Below are 16,878 nucleotides of genomic sequence, written 5' to 3' on the forward strand. Positions count from 1 at the left end.
TACTCGGGGCTTTCTTACTTATTCTAAAACGTATTGCTTGATAGCTAGAAGCTAGTCAGCTGGCAATTAAGCCTTAGCTGGACGTGCTGCACGCTTACGGTCGTTTTCAGTAAGAAGTTTCTTACGGATACGTACGTTTAGTGGCGTTACTTCTACTAGTTCATCTTCATCGATAAACTCAAGAGCTTGCTCTAGAGTGTGCTTGATCGGTGGAGAAAGAACTTGTGCTTCATCAGTACCAGATGCACGAACGTTCGTTAGTTGCTTACCTTTCAGACAGTTTACTGTCAGGTCGTTTGAACGGTTGTGAATACCGATTACTTGACCTTCATAAACTTCATCAGCGTGCTCTGTAAATAGACGACCACGAGCTTGAAGGAAGAACAATGCGTAAGTCAGTGCTTTACCCGTTGCGTTCGAAATTAGAACACCGTTGTTACGCTGACCAATGATACCGCCTTTGTAAGGACCGTAGTGATCGAACGAGTGGTAGATAAGACCAGAACCAGACGTCATTGTAAGGAATTCAGTTTGGAAACCGATAAGACCACGAGAAGGCATCATGAAGTCCATGCGAACACGGCCTTTACCATCTGGTGCCATATCTGTTAGCTCACCCTTACGTAGACCGATGCTTTCCATGATCGCACCTTGGTGCTCTTCAACTACATCGATAGTAACCGTTTCGAACGGTTCCATTTTCTGACCATCTTCTTCTTTGATGATTACTTCTGGACGAGATACTGCTAGCTCGAAACCTTCACGACGCATGTTTTCGATCAGGATAGAAAGGTGAAGCTCACCACGGCCTGATACGCGGAAACGGTCTGGACTTTCAGTTTCTTCAACACGTAGTGCAACGTTATGAACCAATTCTTTTTCAAGACGCTCAAGGATGTTACGTGAAGTTACAAACTTACCTTCTTTACCCGCGAACGGAGAAGTGTTTACTTGGAAAGTCATTGTTACTGTTGGTTCATCAACAGACAGTGGTTCCATTGCTTCAACATTGTTTACGTCACAGATAGTGTCTGAAATTTTCAGTTCACCAAGACCTGTGATTGCAATGATGTCGCCAGCGTTAGCTTGTTCTACTTCGTGACGCTCAAGACCTAGGTAACCAAGTACAGTACCTACTTTACCGTTACGTTTTTTGCCTTCAGCATTCACGATAGTTACTTGTTGGTTTGGCTTAACAGAACCACGAGTAACACGAGCAACACCGATAACACCTACGTAAGAGCTGTAATCAAGTTGCGAAATTTGCATTTGAAGTGGACCTTCAAGGTCAACTGCAGGTGCTTCTACTGTATCAACAACAGCTTGGAACAATGGTTCCATGTCTGTGCCAACTTCGCCTTCTTCCATTGTTGCCCAACCGTTTAGAGCTGAAGCGTAAACAACAGTAAAGTCTAGTTGCTCATCAGTCGCGCCTAGGTTGTCGAACAAGTCAAATACTTGGTCCATAACCCAATCAGGACGAGCACCAGGACGGTCAATCTTGTTGATAACAACGATTGGCTTAAGGCCGTGTGCGAAAGCTTTTTGCGTTACGAAACGAGTTTGAGGCATTGGGCCATCAACTGCATCAACGATCAGAAGAACTGAATCAACCATAGACATGATACGTTCAACTTCACCACCGAAGTCCGCGTGTCCAGGGGTATCTACGATGTTGATACGGTAATCATTCCAGTCAATTGCTGTGTTCTTAGCAAGGATTGTAATGCCACGCTCTTTTTCGATGTCATTCGAATCCATGACACGCTCTTCAGCTTCACCACGAGACTCAAGAGTGCCTGACTGTTGTAGTAGTTTATCAACCAAAGTCGTTTTACCGTGGTCAACGTGCGCGATGATCGCGATATTTCTTAACTTATCAATCTGTGGAGTAGACATGGATTCTCGATTCACTCATAAAAGGTAGCCGTCAATTATCTCAAAAGTTTGGATAATAACCGCTAGCTTGATTTAAAAAACGGTCAATAATATACCAGATTTTAGACAAAAACCCAGAAATATGTGATCTCAACCAAGGCTTTTTTCTTTATTAGCGATTCATATCCGCTTAACTTTGATTCAGTACAGTATCTAACAGCCTAATTCGTAGGATTCTAAAAAAGCATCAGCCGCAAGATAGACAGCCAAATCTCCGGCAAAATAACAAAAGTGGATTGACAACTTAGGCAATTCATTGCTGAATGGTGCTCGCTTATGTTTCATATTGGTGCACAGACAAGCAGTTGCACCAACAAGGTGCATTAGAAGATCATTTTGGTGCAAAAACCAAAGTTAACGAAACAAGAAAAAAAGTAAATCATTGAAATTAATGGAATAATTTTTTTGGCACGTTTTTGGCTATAGATAAATCAGCATCGATTAATGCACTTATAGACATTAATCAATGCTAGTTTCAACCGAATCGAGCTAATACCGAATTAATAACACTGGAGGTTATCCAAGATGTCAGTAGAAAATGTACTATCCCTGATCCAAGAGAACGAAGTTAAATTTATCGACTTACGTTTTACTGATACAAAAGGTAAAGAGCAGCACATCTCTATTCCTTCTCACCAAGTTGATGCAGACTTCTTCGAAGAAGGTAAAATGTTTGACGGCTCTTCAGTCGCTGGTTGGAAAGGCATTAACGAATCTGACATGGTAATGATGCCAGACGCAGCTTCAGCTGTACTGGACCCATTCACAGAAGATGCAACGCTAAACATCCGTTGTGACATCCTTGAGCCTGCAACAATGCAAGGCTACGACCGTGATCCACGCTCTATCGCTAAGCGTTCTGAAGAATACCTACGTTCTACGGGTATCGCAGACACAGTTCTAGTTGGTCCAGAGCCAGAATTCTTCCTATTTGATGACGTTAAGTTCTCAAACGACATGTCTGGTTCTTTCTTCAAGATTGATGACGTAGAAGCAGCTTGGAACACAGGTTCTGACATCGAAGGCGGTAACAAAGGTCACCGTCCTGGCGTTAAAGGCGGTTACTTCCCAGTAGCTCCTGTAGATTCATCTCAAGACATCCGTTCAGCAATGTGTCTAGTAATGGAAGAGATGGGCCTAGTAGTTGAAGCTCACCACCACGAAGTAGCAACTGCGGGTCAAAACGAAATCGCAACTCGCTTCAACACGCTAACAACAAAAGCGGATGAGACTCAAATCTACAAGTACGTTGTACACAACGTTGCTCACGCATTTGGTAAAACAGCGACATTCATGCCTAAGCCACTAGTTGGTGACAACGGTTCTGGTATGCACGTTCACCAATCTCTAGCAAAAGACGGCGTTAACCTGTTTGCTGGTGATAAGTACGGCGGCCTATCTGAAATGGCGCTTTACTACATCGGTGGTGTAATCAAGCACGCTCGTGCAATCAACGCATTTGCTAACCCGTCAACTAACTCGTACAAGCGTCTTGTACCTGGTTTTGAAGCTCCGGTAATGCTTGCTTACTCAGCACGTAACCGTTCTGCTTCTATCCGTATCCCAGTAGTACCAAGCCCGAAAGCACGTCGTATCGAGCTACGTTTTGGTGACCCAGCAGCGAACCCATACCTATGTTACTCAGCAATGCTGATGGCTGGCCTTGACGGTATCAAGAACAAGATCCACCCAGGCGAAGCTATGGATAAAGATCTATACGACCTTCCAGCAGAAGAAGCGGCTGAAATCCCAACCGTTGCTGAATCTCTAGAAGTAGCACTTAAAGCGCTAGACGACGATCGTGAGTTCCTAACAGCTGGCGGCGTATTCTCTGACGATTTCATTGATTCTTACATCACACTGAAATCTGACGACGTACAACGCGTGAACATGGCAACACACCCACTTGAGTTTGAACTGTACTACTCAGTTTAATCTCCTGTAGAGATAAGCCATTTCTTACTGCAACCTTGTAAGAATCGCTGACTAAATATTAGGCTCGCCTCGCAGGCGGGCCTTTTTTATATACTCCCTCCCCCTGCTTCCTCGTACCATGCCTTAGACAAAAGCCCTCAGAGGCTGCTGCTATAAATACAATAAAATCAATAACAAAACCAACGCCAAACGTGAAATCACCTAGCGGTAAAAAGAGGCTAAAGATATGAAAAATATACTGTTCCTGATCGGGTTAACAGTCGCGCTCTCGTGCTCTGCTCAAACAGTGTATACCTGGGTGGATGAGGATGGTGTGCTCCACTTTAGTGATACCCCTAGCGATCAAGATGCCAAATCTCTTCGCCTACCGGATGTGCAAGCGTCAGCGCCGGCTCCTAAATTTGAAGCCTCGACGCCCGTTGATGCTGCAGCTTCATCTACAACTAAAACGGCAACGCCAGCCCAGGCTCAAGAGAAAACAGAAAGCACGAAACGTGAGGCGCCAGCTCAACTAGCCCTCACCATGCTGACTCCCGTTCATGACCAAACCATCCGTAGCAACCGCGGCTTAATCCCTGTTCAAATAGAACTTAGCCGCAAACTTGGTATTGGAGAACAATTGCAATTGATGCTCGATGGTCGTCGTTATGGCGCCCCACAAACCCAACCGAATTGGGAACTGAAAGGTATCGACCGAGGTACTCACACCATTGCAATTCAAGCACATAGAAGCGGCAAGCTTATTGCATCTACTAGTCCAGTCACCGTGTATTTACATCGAGCGACGCTCAAGTAGGCCAATGTGTTAAAAGAGACTGAATTACCTCTACTTTTCACCTAATCGAAGCAGCTTTCAGCGACTCTAATGAATTATCTTTAGCTTCTGGTTGATATGCGCCATACTTGAACTTAGCTACGCACCAATTTGGTGCAGTGAGAAAAACACCAGTTCAAGGACGAAATAGTGAATCGATCAGCCAAAAGCGACAGCATAGATACACATCATCTTTCCAGCGCCATTCTCGACAATATGGTGACCTCAACATTGATGCTCGATGAGCAACTGTATGTCCGATACGCCAACCCGGCGGCTGAACAACTCTTTTCACAAAGCGCGCGACGCATCGTCGATCATCCATTGAGCCAACTTATCCAACATGCCTCACTGGATTTGGCGCTTCTGACGCAACCGCTACAAAGTGGCCAGAGCATTACCGACAGTGACGTTACCTTCGTTGTTGATAACCGCCCACTGATGCTTGAAGTCACGGTTAGCCCAATCTCCTGGCAACGAGAGACGCTGTTATTGGTTGAGATGCGCAAGATAGACCAGCAAAGACGCCTCAGCCAAGAGCTCAACCAACACGCACAACAACAAGCAGCTAAGCTGTTGGTGCGCGGGTTAGCACATGAGATTAAGAACCCACTCGGTGGCTTAAGAGGTGCGGCGCAGTTACTTGGGAAAATGCTTCCTGATCAGTCTCTTAATGAATATACACAGATCATTATTGAGCAAGCTGACCGCCTAAGAGCGTTAGTCGATCGCCTGCTTGGCCCTCAAAAACCGGGGACCAAGTCAGAAGAGAACCTACACCAGATACTTGAGAAAGTCAGGCAGCTCGTAGAACTCGAGTCGGGTTCAACGCTCGCCATCGAACGAGATTACGACCCGAGCTTACCGGACATTCTGATGGATTCAGCACAAGTTGAACAAGCGATGCTCAATATCGTGAGCAACGCGGCGCAGATTTTAAAGGCCCAAGAATCAGGAAAAATCACCATTCGCACCAGAACGGTGCATCAAGCCAATATTCATGGGCAGCGACACAAACTCGCAGCGCGCATTGAGATCAGCGATAACGGCCCCGGCATCCCCGATGATTTAAAAGACACGCTGTTTTACCCGATGGTCAGCGGACGAGAGGGTGGCACAGGGCTGGGACTATCGATTTCTCAAAACCTGATCGATCAGCACAATGGAAAAATTGATGTTGAGAGCTGGCCGGGTAACACCACATTCACGATTTACCTACCCATTTAGGTCAACAGAACCTCGCGATTGGACAGCGAGACGAAAGGCTTAACTCGGTAACACAAAGATTAAAGACATCATAAAAACAACAATGATTATCACAATAGATTTGGCTGCAAAGGAATTGAATTATGAGTAAGGGATACGTTTGGGTCGTCGATGACGACAGTTCTATACGCTGGGTCGTAGAAAAAACACTTTCATCTGCGGATATAAAGTGTGAAACATTTGCTGATGCTGAGAGCGTATTGCTTGCTCTTGAGCGCGAGACACCAGACGTTTTGGTGTCCGACATTCGCATGCCTGGCATTGACGGGATTGAGCTGTTACATCAAGTTCACCAACGCTCTCCCGACCTGCCAGTGATCATTATGACCGCGCACTCAGACCTCGATGCAGCGGTGAACGCTTATCAAAAAGGGGCTTTTGAGTATCTGCCTAAGCCGTTTGATATTGATGAGACACTGACTCTAGTAGAGCGAGCCATCGCACACAGCCAAGAGCAAAAGCGAGAACAAGCCAGCGAAGTAGCCGAAGAAACCAACGCACCAGAAATCATCGGTGAAGCACCGGCAATGCAGGAAGTTTTCCGAGCTATAGGTCGTTTGTCTCGTTCATCCATTTCGGTTCTTATTAATGGTGAATCTGGTACTGGTAAAGAATTAGTCGCGCACGCACTGCATCGTCACAGCCCAAGAGCTAAAAAGCCATTCATTGCGTTAAACATGGCGGCAATCCCTAAAGACTTGATCGAATCAGAGCTGTTTGGCCACGAGAAAGGCGCCTTTACTGGCGCTAACAGTGTTCGCCAAGGACGTTTTGAACAAGCCAACGGCGGCACGCTATTTTTGGATGAGATTGGTGATATGCCACTTGATATTCAAACCCGTTTGCTACGTGTCTTGTCGGATGGCCAATTTTACCGAGTGGGTGGGCATTCTGCGGTTAAGGTTGATGTTCGTATCGTTGCAGCAACCCACCAAGATCTTGAGCGCTTGGTGTATGACGGTGGTTTCCGTGAAGACCTTTTCCATCGACTGAACGTTATCCGAATCCATATTCCGGCACTGCGCGAACGTAAACAGGACATTGAAAAGCTGACTCACCACTTCCTAGCATCCGCCGCTGAAGAGCTTGGTGTAGAAGTGAAGACACTGCACTCAGAGACCATCATGAAGCTCAATCAGCTAAATTGGCCGGGTAACGTACGTCAGCTTGAGAACATCTGTCGTTGGCTCACAGTCATGGCGAGCGGCAGTGAAATACTCCCTTCAGACTTGCCTCCAGAACTGTTGGAAGAAAAAGTGGTGACGACCTCAGGGACAGGAGACAACTGGCAACAACTGCTGGCTAATTGGGCAAAATGTGCGCTTGATTCAGGAGAAAAAGAGCTACTAACTTATGCTCTGCCAGAGTTTGAACGTATACTGCTAGAGGCTGCACTCAACCATACCAATGGTCATAAACAGGATGCAGCCAAGGTTTTAGGTTGGGGAAGAAACACCCTAACCCGTAAACTAAAAGAACTGTACTAGACCTTATATGACTCTCGATGCAGCTACTTTTTTAACCAAAAAAGGGTCGCTTGGTTTGAATAGTGTCGGTACAATTAAGGTATGCCATTCACTAAAGTTGTAGCTAAAGATGTCTTTGAAAACACAAATTACCTTGAGAACTGCTGTGGTTCTGCCATTCGTGATGATTTTTCTGTTCACGATGAGCGTAATGGTTTTCACTCAAAAGCAAAGCTACAAAGAGATGGTGAGTGATGTTAGTGCACGCCAACTAACATCACTTACTGACCATGTTCATCAAAGCCTGTCCAACTTTTTAGAAAAGCCATTTCACGCGAACCTCTCGCTCAGCCATAACATCGGCTACCACCACCTTTACCAAGCGGGAAACCTTAGCAAGGTCCAAGACTACATTCTTTATACGTTTTCAGACCATTTCACTGCTATACCTCAACTCGATGTGATCGGCTTTGGCTCTGAAGATGGTAACTATGTCGGTTTTCGTAAAGAAGCTAACAACGGCTATACCTTGATGGTACAAGACGAGCGTACTAACGATCAGCTGGTCATTTACCGTGGCAGCAAGATCAGCGAAGACATTCGATCTGTGATTTCAGGTTACGACCCGAGAGTCCGCCCTTGGTACACACCCGTTGCGACGCAAAAAAAGGCTGTATGGTCGCCAATTTATGCCAATGCAGATGAACGCCAAGAGATCACCTTATCTGCCCTCGCCCCTATCTATGATGACAACGAATTCAAAGCCGTCGTCGTTAGCGACATTAAGATCAATACCTTCAATGCGTTTCTCAAAGAACTCAAAGATAAAACGGATGCTTCTGTTTATATCATTGATAAACAGCAACGCTTGGTCGCTCACTCGGGCGGAGGCAGCGTGGTCTCTTGGGGAACAGGGAAAACCAATAAGGGCCAACGCTTACTGGCATCAGAGAGTGCTAACCCGGTAATACGTGAAAGTGCGAGCTACGTAGACCAATTTCACCTAATCGATAATTTGGGCGTGCAGCGCTTTAGCTTTCGCCTAGACAACGAACGATACTTCAACCAGATCACCCCTTATGAAGATGAGCACGGCATCACTTGGTTTATTGGTATGTCGATCCCTGAAAGCAACCTACTCGGTGAATTACCTGAAAACCAAAGAAACAGTTGGTTGCTCGGGCTAGCGCTGAGTTGCATTGGTGTCATTGCTGGGTTAATTGCCTTTAATCGCGTAACCCAACCCATCACTTCAACAGCGGATGCGGCAAAGCGTCTTGCTAAAGGCGATTGGGACACAAGTATGCCAAAGACAGGGCATATCTATGAAACTAGCATGTTGGTGGAGTCATTCAATGAAATGGCCAACAACTTAAAGGCTTCCTTTCAAGCATTACAGTCTCAGCTTACCTATGACTCATTAACCAAACTATACAGCCGCGAAGGCTTTATCGACGCTGCCAAGAAAAACCCAGCAAACGAAAAAGGCACACTTTATTTAGTGGGTATTGATCGCTTCCGAGACATCAATGACAGCCTTGGTCATTACAATGGTGACCAATTGCTTATCATTGCGGCCGCTCGTTTAAGAGGCACATTGCCATCCGAGTACCTATTAGCTCGCACTGGCGGTGATGAATTCGCCATTTACGCCCCGAACGTCATCCAAAGCGAGGAAGCTCAACTACTGACGAATCGCCTGCTTCAAACCTTTGCTTCCCCATTTTCAATGGAATCAGAAAGTGTCGTCATTAAGGTATCGATGGGAGTCGTCGGTGTATCTAACGTCCACGACATTGCGCTATTGCTGCGTAGTAGTAGCATTGCTTTGAGCAACGCAAAACAAGACAAAGCTAGTGTCAGCATTTACAGCCCTGAGATGGGTAAAGCATCAAGACATCGCACTAAGATGCTGGCGCGGATGAACCGAGCGATTGAACTTCAACAGTTCGAACCCTTCTATCAACCTATTATTGATCTAGAATCCGGATCGACCATTGGGGCTGAAGCTCTAGCACGCTGGATAACCGATGAAGGCGTAATTTCACCACTTGAATTCATTCCTCTCGCTGAAGAGAGCGGGCTGATTTACGATATCGGCAAGCAAATTCTACATAAGTCGTGTCGAGATACAGCCATCGCGATTGAGTCAGGAAAATGGAGTAAGGACTTCTCTATTCACGTCAACCTGTCGGTCGATCAACTGAGTGAAAGTGGCTTTGTTGAACAAGTAAAAGGCACGCTACGTGACACCAAGCTACCAGCAAGCAACCTAACACTAGAGATCACTGAGTCACGCATCGTCGACAATGACCCAGCCATCATCGATAACATGCTGACGCTAAAAGCATTGGGCATCTCGATTGCAATTGATGACTTTGGTACCGGCTATTCGTCACTGGCTTATTTACACAAACTGCCATTTGATTGCTTAAAGATCGATCGCAGCTTCGTCAGCAAGCTCGAAAAAGAGAACCTAGACAGCTCGATCGTCGCGGCCATCGTTAACATCACCAAAGGTTTCAAAGTGAGCTTAGTGGCAGAAGGCGTTGAAACACAGCAACAGGCAGAACTCCTCAAGCAACTAAAATGCCCACTGGCTCAAGGATTCTTATACAGTCGTCCAGTTCCGTTTGATCAGTGGCCAACCGACCTGACTAGCACCAAACAAAGCACCAAAAAGGGTGTCACCTAGTCAGGTAGAAAGTCTTCCGTTAGCAAGACACAGATACAAAAATGCCAGCATGATGCTGGCATTTTTTATGTTTTTATTCTCAATCGAACGATTAAATCACACGAGAGAACTGCTGTTGGCGAGCCTTAGCACGTAGGTATTTATCGAAACACATACAGATATTACGAATCAACAAACGGCCACGCAAAGTCACGCGGATTTCTTTGTCGTCGACTTCAACCAACTCATCGTTGATGAAGGTTTGCAGTAGCCCTAAATCTTCTTTGAAGTAACGATTAAAGTTAACCGAGAACTCAGATTCGATCATGGTTTTATCAAGCTTAAAGTTACAGATAAGCTGTTTGATCACTTCACGACGTAGAAGGTCGTCACTGTCTAGAGCAACACCTTTCCAAAGCGCGTGGCGAAGGTCATTCACTTGAGCGTAGTACTTCTTCAGCTCTTTCTGGTTTTGAGCGTAAGCATCACCGACCATTGAGATAGCAGAAACACCGAAACCAATTAGGTCAGCTTCACCTTGGGTCGTGTAGCCTTGGAAGTTACGATGCAGAATACCTTCACGCTGTGCTACTGCTAGCTCGTCTTCAGGCAGAGCAAAGTGATCCATACCAATGAACTGGTAGCCCGCGCCCGTTAAAGTCTCAATGGTATCTTGGAGGATGGCCATTTTCTCTTTTGGTTCAGGTAGGTCTTCATCTTTAATCTTACGCTGTGCGGCAAACAGTTGCGGCATGTGTGCGTAGTTAAATACCGATAAACGACCCGGTTTCATTTCTAACACTTGCTTCAATGTTTCCGCGAACAAAGCTTGAGTCTGCTTTGGTAGGCCGTAGATCAAATCAAGGTTGGTTGAACGGAAGCCTAGCTCTTTCGCACGTTTAACCATCGCAATGATGAACTCTTCATCTTGCTCACGGTTAACCAGTTTCTGCACTTCTTTATTGAAGTCTTGCACACCAATGCTCAGGCGGTTGAAGCCTTCGTTACGCAGGTGGTCAAGTACGTCGAGCTCAATCTCACGCGGGTCAACTTCAATACTGATTTCAGCGTCAGCTGTGAAGTTAAATTCCTCACGCAGAATCATCATCAAGCGAGTAATTTGTGTTTTGGTCAAGAACGTTGGCGTACCACCACCGAAGTGCAATTGCGTCACTTCACGGCCATTCAACAAAGAGGCGCGCTGGCGGATTTCATGTTCAATCACATCTAAGTACTCATCCGCTTTATGCGAGTGACGAGTAATGACTTTATTACAACCACAGTAGTAACAAAGCTTATGACAGAACGGGATATGCACGTAAAGAGAGAGTGGACGCTCAGGGTACTGAGTACACGCCATGTCGTAATCAGCGACGGTAAACGCTTCATGAAACTCCAACGCTGTTGGATATGAAGTGTAACGAGGTCCCGAATAGTTGTACTTGTTTAAGATCTCTTGATCCCAAACGATTTGCTGATTCGTTGTTACTGGCTTGCTCGACATAGCGGTAATTCCAATTTAGATCCGCGAGAACCTAAGGTCTCTCAAATCATTTTACATACATTAAAATATAGACGGGTTATTTTGCCACACGACCAGTAAGGTCGTTCCAAGACAAAATCAATTTTTCAGACAAAAACTCAGAACTGCTAGCTTGATCACTAACAAAGCATCGGGATTAACGAGACGCAAAAGGTAAGAAGGCTCATTTAACATCGTCTATTAAAAGATAAGGCGACTTAAAAACAAGATGCATTTAAGATGAAAAGTCTTAAATACATAGGTATTAAAAGCAGCGCGTCTAAAAACGGAATGTTAAACAAGCCTCTATATTTAAAAGTCTTAGTGACTAGATCATCTGAATGTTGATTTGGTTGTTGAGAGGCTTAACCTTCTCCTGCAACCTTTTCAAATCTTCAATGACCGCATCATTCAAGCGAGTCTCCGCCTTATGGCGTGTAAGATTCTGCTGCATGCGCTCTTTCTTCGTCAGTTCCTGCCTTCCGTCTCCGCGAGCCATATCTTTTACGATATGGTACAGCTCAGAAAGAGCAGGATACTCAGAATCAAAATCGACACGCTCATCACCCTGAACGTTATCCATAATGATACACACTCGGATACTGATCTCAGGTAAGTCACACTGGCCTTGAATACCCGCTAAGCACAAAGTATTTACGTTTTCGTAAATCGTCGCGTTACGTTTTTCAATGGCAAGTGCTTGATGCTGCTTTTGCAACTCCGTCTGCTTCTTCACTTGAAGTAGAAGGTAACCTGCGTAAGAGCCCAAGCCGAGAATGATAATTCCACCAGCAATTGCTAATAAGGTTACGTTCATTGGCTATTAACCTTTAAAGCTGTCTAAGTCGAAATCTTCGAATTGAGATAGCAAGTCTTCGTCAGAGCTTGCTTTCTTCTTAGATGCAACCGGTGCTTCTTCGAAGATCTCTTCTTCATCGTCTTCTGGTTCTAGCAGACCTAAGCGGCCCATTAGGTGTTCGATACGATCAAGTTTCTCATCAACAAACTTCTGCAGACCAGCACCTAGGTTTTCACCATTTTCGATACGATCTAGCAATGTGTTCAGTTGAGCATCATTCTCAAGCATCTCTAACTCTTGTTCGTTAGATAGCTTGCGCTCTTGTTTCGTCGACTTCTTCGCTGGTTCAACAATCAGCGGGATTTTTTTCTTGCTGCCTAAACGAGGGTCGCGAGCTAGTGCAGCTTTACGCTGTTTTGCTTCGCTACCATCTGAGTGGCGGCTGCCAGACTTAAGGCCTTTGCGCTTTTTAACACGCTTACGTTCACGACCTTCAACATCAGATTCACTACGGTTACGAGTAACCATAGGTTCCGGAGCGCCAAGTGCTCCCGGTTTTCTTGATTTCTTACTACGACCCATTACTGCACTTTCCTCAGTAAAATTACATCATTTCCAAAAAATTCTAGTTCGAGCTTATCCCGCTCTGCCAAAAACTGGAATGTTTGACGACTAAAGAAGACGACATGTGTCGGGTCATTCTTGTAGTGCCAACCAGCAAACGCGTCTACGTCTATTACTAGTTTAGTCATAAGACCAATCCAGCCCTTGGGTTTAACTAAATTCAACCATTGCTGCCACACTTTGTCTGGGTGATAAAGATGCTCTATCACCTCCGTGGCAGTCATAAAGTCATACGTTTTTTCCAACACAGAAGCTTCTGGGTGGTAATAGATATCGTACAACTCCATGGTGTGTCCGGCTTCTTCTAACATAATAGATAGCGTAGGGCCTGGGCCACAACCAAAATCCAACCCGTGTGAGTTAGATGAAATTTTGTCTGTTAGTGGATCCGCGATGCGAGATAGAAAACGGCGATAGCCTGCATCACTAGGATCGTTCTCATGGAGATCATAGTGTGCTTTCTCTTCTTTTGCTTCTAACCTTTGTTCAGGTTTAACAAATACCAGTTCACATTGCTGACATTGCAGATAGGCTCTGCGTTTGTCTTCAAAATAGTGATTCACGCCTTGGTGATGGCATAAGGGACAAGTATACATAGCACATCCTTAAACAGGGATGCGAAACATACCAGAAACTGAGTTTATAGTGGAGAGGTATTGGGTGTTTTTTCATCAAATCAATAAAAAAAGCGATAGGAAAACCTATCGCTCTCTAAATCTGCCTATATCGGCCAAAATTTGCATACTCAACTTGGTACACAAATCTCCATTTGTTATTGGTGCTTTCCATGCCAAATTTGTTTGTTGTTCATCGTCCTGATGAGTTTTGGCTATCCTTTTCTAACACCTTGTTGCTGGGCTGTCCTAGCCTGATCCGTTTCTGTCTATACCGTTAGACTAGATGACCATCCGTATCTAAGTCAGCTCCTAGCTGATGGCCGTTACTTTACCGTGTTACAAAAAGACTACAAGAGTTCAAGCTCACACTTTTGTACACAAATCGATCACACATTGATAAATCAGACATCAGCAACAAACATATTAATAAAACCAATACAAAAGAAAACGCCCCGACCATTACTGATCGGGGCGTCTCTTCAATCTCGCTCGAGCGTACATTTCTTTACTCTGGCTAAGAGCAAGAAACCGACATATTAGTGTAAACCACCAACGTACTTCGATAAGGTATCAATATCTGCGTCTGTTAACTTTTTAGCTACATCACGCATCATCGCATTCATGTCGTTATTACGGCTACCATCGCGGAATTTCTCAAGTTGAGCCTTGATGTAATCTGCGTGCTGGCCTGAAATCTTAGGGAAACCAGAAAGTTCGGTACCGTTACCACGTGGACCGTGACAAGCAATACACGCCGTTACGCCGCGTTCTGCGTTACCCGCGGTGTAAAGAACCTTACCTTCATCTACTACGTTCTCAGGAGTAGAGTTACTAGAGATAGGTAGCGATGCGTAGTACGCCGCTAGGTCAGCCATATCTTCTTCAGATAAAGACATCGCCATTGCACCCATTACAGGTTCATTACGACCTTGCTTACCACCACTAGTCATACCGAGCTTAAGCTCTTTTAACTGCTTCTCTAGGTACTTCTCATGTTGACCAGCCAGCTTAGGGTACTGAGTGATCAGACTGTTGCCGTCAGCACCGTGGCAGGCAACACATGTTTGTGATTTGGCTTTACCAGCTTCAATACTACCTTGAGCCCATACTGAGCAGCTGGCTAAAAGACTCAAAATTAGCGCTAATTTCTTCATGACATTCCATTATAATTATCAAGCTTCCAGTACCACTCTATGTTGCCACTCATGGTACAATAGGCGACCTTATGCCGAGCACGGTTATTTTACACAAATTCACAAAAAAGTAATCAATCGACTACACAAAGTCGAGATGGAGTTAACAGTGAGCGTAAAAATTCATTATCAAAACACGCATTTCATTACCAGTGCACCTGATATTCGTCATTTACCAGAAGACGAAGGGATCGAAATTGCGTTTGCAGGACGCTCCAATGCTGGTAAATCTAGCGCGCTAAATCGCGTTACAAACCAAAAAGGCTTGGCGAAAACCAGTAAAACACCCGGTCGAACTCAGCTAATTAACCTATTTAAGGTAACGGACGGTTGTCATATCGTCGATTTACCAGGATATGGCTTTGCTCAAGTCCCGCTTGAGATGAAGAAAAAATGGCAGAAGTCGCTAGGCGAATACCTACAACGACGTGAAAGCCTGAAAGGTTTAGTGGTATTGATGGATATCCGTCACCCAATGAAAGACCTTGACCAACAAATGATCTACTGGGCTATCGATAGCCGCATCCCAGTACAAGTTTTGTTAACAAAAGCAGACAAACTGAAAAGTGGTGCGCGTAAAGCACAGCTACTGAAAATCCGTAATGATGCGAAATCTTTCGGTGGTGATGTTGCGGTTGATGTCTTCTCTTCAATGAAGGGTATCGGCGTTGATCAACTGCGTGCCAAGATGGATGAGTGGTTTGCCCCAGTGTTTGCTGATCAAATCATTGATGAGCTAGCGGACGAAGAGCACAACGACTCAGAGTAGTTCTTCTATCTATAGCTTTATCTATAATTAGAAGTTAAAGCACTTACAGCAAGTGATTTAGCCTTATTAATACCCTTCCTTATATAGGTGGGGTATTTTTTTGCCCAAAAATTAGTGAGTTAAACCTAAGTCTTGAGAATTAAAGACAAGATTAATCGGTTAGAAACGAGAGAAGTGAACCATACTAAAAGACACATCTAAATAAACAGAACAATGAGAAAGGAATACTCATGTGGAAAACACCGTTGGCCATCATTGCACTCATGCTGGTCTCATTGACAGGGTTCGCCTCTGAAGCAGAACAAGAACAAGCCCCACTGATCAATGTTGATATGACCTTGGACTTGGATGGTATGGAAAAATACGCTCAAGATGCGAGTGAGTCTCTTGAGGTGATATCGCAATCTTTGCAGGCGATCGTCAACAACCCCAACCTTAGTGAAGACCAACAACAAGCTCTGAACCAAACCGTTGAAAGCATCAACAAGCTTGCGAGCTCAACCAAGACATCACTCAATCAACTCCCACAAGCCTTAGACCAATCTCGACTCGCCTTTAAAAAGACCAGTCAAATGCTGTTGGATGATATTCAGACCAAGATCATCATTGCGTTAGCAGCCGTTATCGCTGTCATTGTTATCGCTTTGACTGCTATCTACCTACTCATCCTAAAACCCATGCAGCAAACCTTGGTGAAAGCGACCAACAATATCTCTTCTATGGCGCAATCCATCCAAATCACCGCCGAAGCGCTGAAATACAGTACTGAGAAACAACAAGAAATCATGGATTACATTGAGCATTCACCCACTCAATACACTGATAAATAAGGTGTAAGCGATCAATCCTTTATCGGCAACTTGTAAAATAAAAGTTATTTTAAATGATAAAACAATCAAATTAGAGACGGATTTAAATTACCAAATGCTGATCGAGTTCCAGATCTAAGGCAAATCAGGTGTTTATCACTGTGCTTGAGAAAGCGTAAGAAAAGACACTAAAAAGGGCGGGTTTACGGGAGTAATAGTAGGTTAGAAATATTTTTCTTTCGCACAAGAAAAAACGCCCCAGTCAAATACTGACTGGGGCGGCTGAATCAGCCTAATCCAATAACGTGAAACAAAAGGTCTGAAAGATAGAACATCTTACCTCTGTACCCTACAAGATTTAATGTACAACAATTGCTCAGAAATGAAAACAATTTTTGTAGTTTTTTTTCATGAATGTTTTATTAAAACATCTAAATTCTTCTTACAGCTCA

14 protein-coding genes are annotated in these 16,878 nt (G+C 44.6%); 7 read left to right on the forward strand and 7 right to left on the reverse strand.

Annotated features, from left to right (window positions below; genetic code table 11):
• Nucleotides 1–66 precede the first annotated feature (66 nt).
• Nucleotides 67–1,899, reverse strand: coding sequence for a translational GTPase TypA (gene typA / locus AACR09_RS16775; RefSeq protein ID WP_004735586.1), 1,833 nt, complete (start codon nt 1,897–1,899; stop codon nt 67–69).
• A 564-nt stretch (nt 1,900–2,463) separates the two neighbouring features.
• On the opposite strand from typA, the gene glnA reads away from it, so the two are divergent.
• From glnA to AACR09_RS16800, 5 genes are all read left to right on the forward strand, one after another.
• Nucleotides 2,464–3,873, forward strand: coding sequence for a glutamate--ammonia ligase (gene glnA, locus AACR09_RS16780; RefSeq protein ID WP_004735585.1), 1,410 nt, complete (start codon nt 2,464–2,466; stop codon nt 3,871–3,873).
• 226 nt (nt 3,874–4,099) lie between these two features.
• Nucleotides 4,100–4,669 carry a DUF4124 domain-containing protein gene (locus tag AACR09_RS16785; RefSeq protein ID WP_193834445.1) on the forward strand — a complete coding sequence of 190 codons (570 nt, stop codon included), beginning with the start codon at nt 4,100–4,102 and terminating at the stop codon, nt 4,667–4,669.
• 168 nt (nt 4,670–4,837) lie between these two features.
• Nucleotides 4,838–5,914: a nitrogen regulation protein NR(II) gene (glnL, locus tag AACR09_RS16790; RefSeq protein ID WP_017079339.1), complete on the forward strand. Its 1,077-nt coding sequence runs from the start codon at nt 4,838–4,840 to the stop codon at nt 5,912–5,914.
• 122 nt (nt 5,915–6,036) lie between these two features.
• Nucleotides 6,037–7,440, forward strand: a complete 1,404-nt coding sequence (glnG, locus tag AACR09_RS16795) for a nitrogen regulation protein NR(I) (protein WP_193834446.1) — start codon at nt 6,037–6,039, stop codon at nt 7,438–7,440.
• Nucleotides 7,441–7,549: 109 nt separating this feature from the next.
• The gene (locus AACR09_RS16800) at nt 7,550–10,114 is read left to right on the forward strand and encodes a bifunctional diguanylate cyclase/phosphodiesterase (RefSeq protein WP_193834447.1); all 2,565 of its coding nucleotides are present in this window, start codon (nt 7,550–7,552) and stop codon (nt 10,112–10,114) included.
• Nucleotides 10,115–10,205: 91 nt separating this feature from the next.
• Here the strand turns inward: AACR09_RS16800 and hemN are convergent, their stop codons facing one another.
• The 5 genes from hemN to AACR09_RS16825 all read right to left on the reverse strand — a co-directional run bounded on the left by hemN (nt 10,206) and on the right by AACR09_RS16825 (nt 14,809).
• Nucleotides 10,206–11,597: an oxygen-independent coproporphyrinogen III oxidase gene (hemN, locus tag AACR09_RS16805; RefSeq protein WP_004735579.1), complete on the reverse strand. Its 1,392-nt coding sequence runs from the start codon at nt 11,595–11,597 to the stop codon at nt 10,206–10,208.
• Between the two features lie 346 nt (nt 11,598–11,943).
• Complete coding sequence (locus tag AACR09_RS16810; protein WP_017079341.1) at nt 11,944–12,432, reverse strand: DUF2489 domain-containing protein; 489 nt, start codon at nt 12,430–12,432, stop codon at nt 11,944–11,946.
• A 6-nt stretch (nt 12,433–12,438) separates the two neighbouring features.
• Nucleotides 12,439–12,996 carry a Der GTPase-activating protein YihI gene (gene yihI / locus AACR09_RS16815; protein WP_004735577.1) on the reverse strand — a complete coding sequence of 186 codons (558 nt, stop codon included), beginning with the start codon at nt 12,994–12,996 and terminating at the stop codon, nt 12,439–12,441.
• Nucleotides 12,996–13,634 carry a class I SAM-dependent methyltransferase gene (locus AACR09_RS16820; RefSeq protein ID WP_004735576.1) on the reverse strand — a complete coding sequence of 213 codons (639 nt, stop codon included), beginning with the start codon at nt 13,632–13,634 and terminating at the stop codon, nt 12,996–12,998. The genes yihI and AACR09_RS16820 overlap by 1 nt, the downstream gene beginning before the upstream one ends.
• Before the next feature lie 557 nt (nt 13,635–14,191).
• The gene (locus AACR09_RS16825; RefSeq protein WP_004735574.1) at nt 14,192–14,809 is read right to left on the reverse strand and encodes a c-type cytochrome; all 618 of its coding nucleotides are present in this window, start codon (nt 14,807–14,809) and stop codon (nt 14,192–14,194) included.
• A gap of 148 nt (nt 14,810–14,957) precedes the next feature.
• Between AACR09_RS16825 and yihA the strand changes: the two genes are divergently transcribed.
• Nucleotides 14,958–15,617 carry a ribosome biogenesis GTP-binding protein YihA/YsxC gene (gene yihA, locus AACR09_RS16830; RefSeq protein ID WP_004735573.1) on the forward strand — a complete coding sequence of 220 codons (660 nt, stop codon included), beginning with the start codon at nt 14,958–14,960 and terminating at the stop codon, nt 15,615–15,617.
• Nucleotides 15,618–15,847: 230 nt separating this feature from the next.
• Nucleotides 15,848–16,447 carry a hypothetical protein gene (locus AACR09_RS16835; RefSeq protein ID WP_017081700.1) on the forward strand — a complete coding sequence of 200 codons (600 nt, stop codon included), beginning with the start codon at nt 15,848–15,850 and terminating at the stop codon, nt 16,445–16,447.
• 266 nt (nt 16,448–16,713) lie between these two features.
• On the opposite strand, the gene AACR09_RS24640 is transcribed toward AACR09_RS16835, so the two are convergent.
• Nucleotides 16,714–16,761, reverse strand: coding sequence for a hypothetical protein (locus tag AACR09_RS24640; RefSeq protein ID WP_438356636.1), 48 nt, complete (start codon nt 16,759–16,761; stop codon nt 16,714–16,716).
• Nucleotides 16,762–16,878: the final 117 nt, after the last annotated feature.

Source organism: Vibrio sp. OPT20, assembly GCF_963889365.1.
Taxonomy (GTDB): domain Bacteria; phylum Pseudomonadota; class Gammaproteobacteria; order Enterobacterales; family Vibrionaceae; genus Vibrio; species Vibrio splendidus.

Excerpts from the sequence above, each read along its gene's own strand:
- typA (WP_004735586.1), bottom strand. The coding sequence starts at position 1,899 with ATGTCTACTCCACAGATTGATAAGTTAAGAAATATCGCGATCATCGCG.
- glnA (WP_004735585.1), top strand. The coding sequence starts at position 2,464 with ATGTCAGTAGAAAATGTACTATCCCTGATCCAAGAGAACGAAGTTAAA.
- AACR09_RS16785 (WP_193834445.1), top strand. The coding sequence starts at position 4,100 with ATGAAAAATATACTGTTCCTGATCGGGTTAACAGTCGCGCTCTCGTGC.
- glnG (WP_193834446.1), top strand. The coding sequence starts at position 6,037 with ATGAGTAAGGGATACGTTTGGGTCGTCGATGACGACAGTTCTATACGC.
- AACR09_RS16800 (WP_193834447.1), top strand. The coding sequence starts at position 7,550 with ATGTCTTTGAAAACACAAATTACCTTGAGAACTGCTGTGGTTCTGCCA.
- hemN (WP_004735579.1), bottom strand. The coding sequence starts at position 11,597 with ATGTCGAGCAAGCCAGTAACAACGAATCAGCAAATCGTTTGGGATCAA.
- AACR09_RS16810 (WP_017079341.1), bottom strand. The coding sequence starts at position 12,432 with ATGAACGTAACCTTATTAGCAATTGCTGGTGGAATTATCATTCTCGGC.
- yihI (WP_004735577.1), bottom strand. The coding sequence starts at position 12,996 with ATGGGTCGTAGTAAGAAATCAAGAAAACCGGGAGCACTTGGCGCTCCG.
- AACR09_RS16820 (WP_004735576.1), bottom strand. The coding sequence starts at position 13,634 with ATGTATACTTGTCCCTTATGCCATCACCAAGGCGTGAATCACTATTTT.
- AACR09_RS16825 (WP_004735574.1), bottom strand. The coding sequence starts at position 14,809 with ATGAAGAAATTAGCGCTAATTTTGAGTCTTTTAGCCAGCTGCTCAGTA.
- AACR09_RS16835 (WP_017081700.1), top strand. The coding sequence starts at position 15,848 with ATGTGGAAAACACCGTTGGCCATCATTGCACTCATGCTGGTCTCATTG.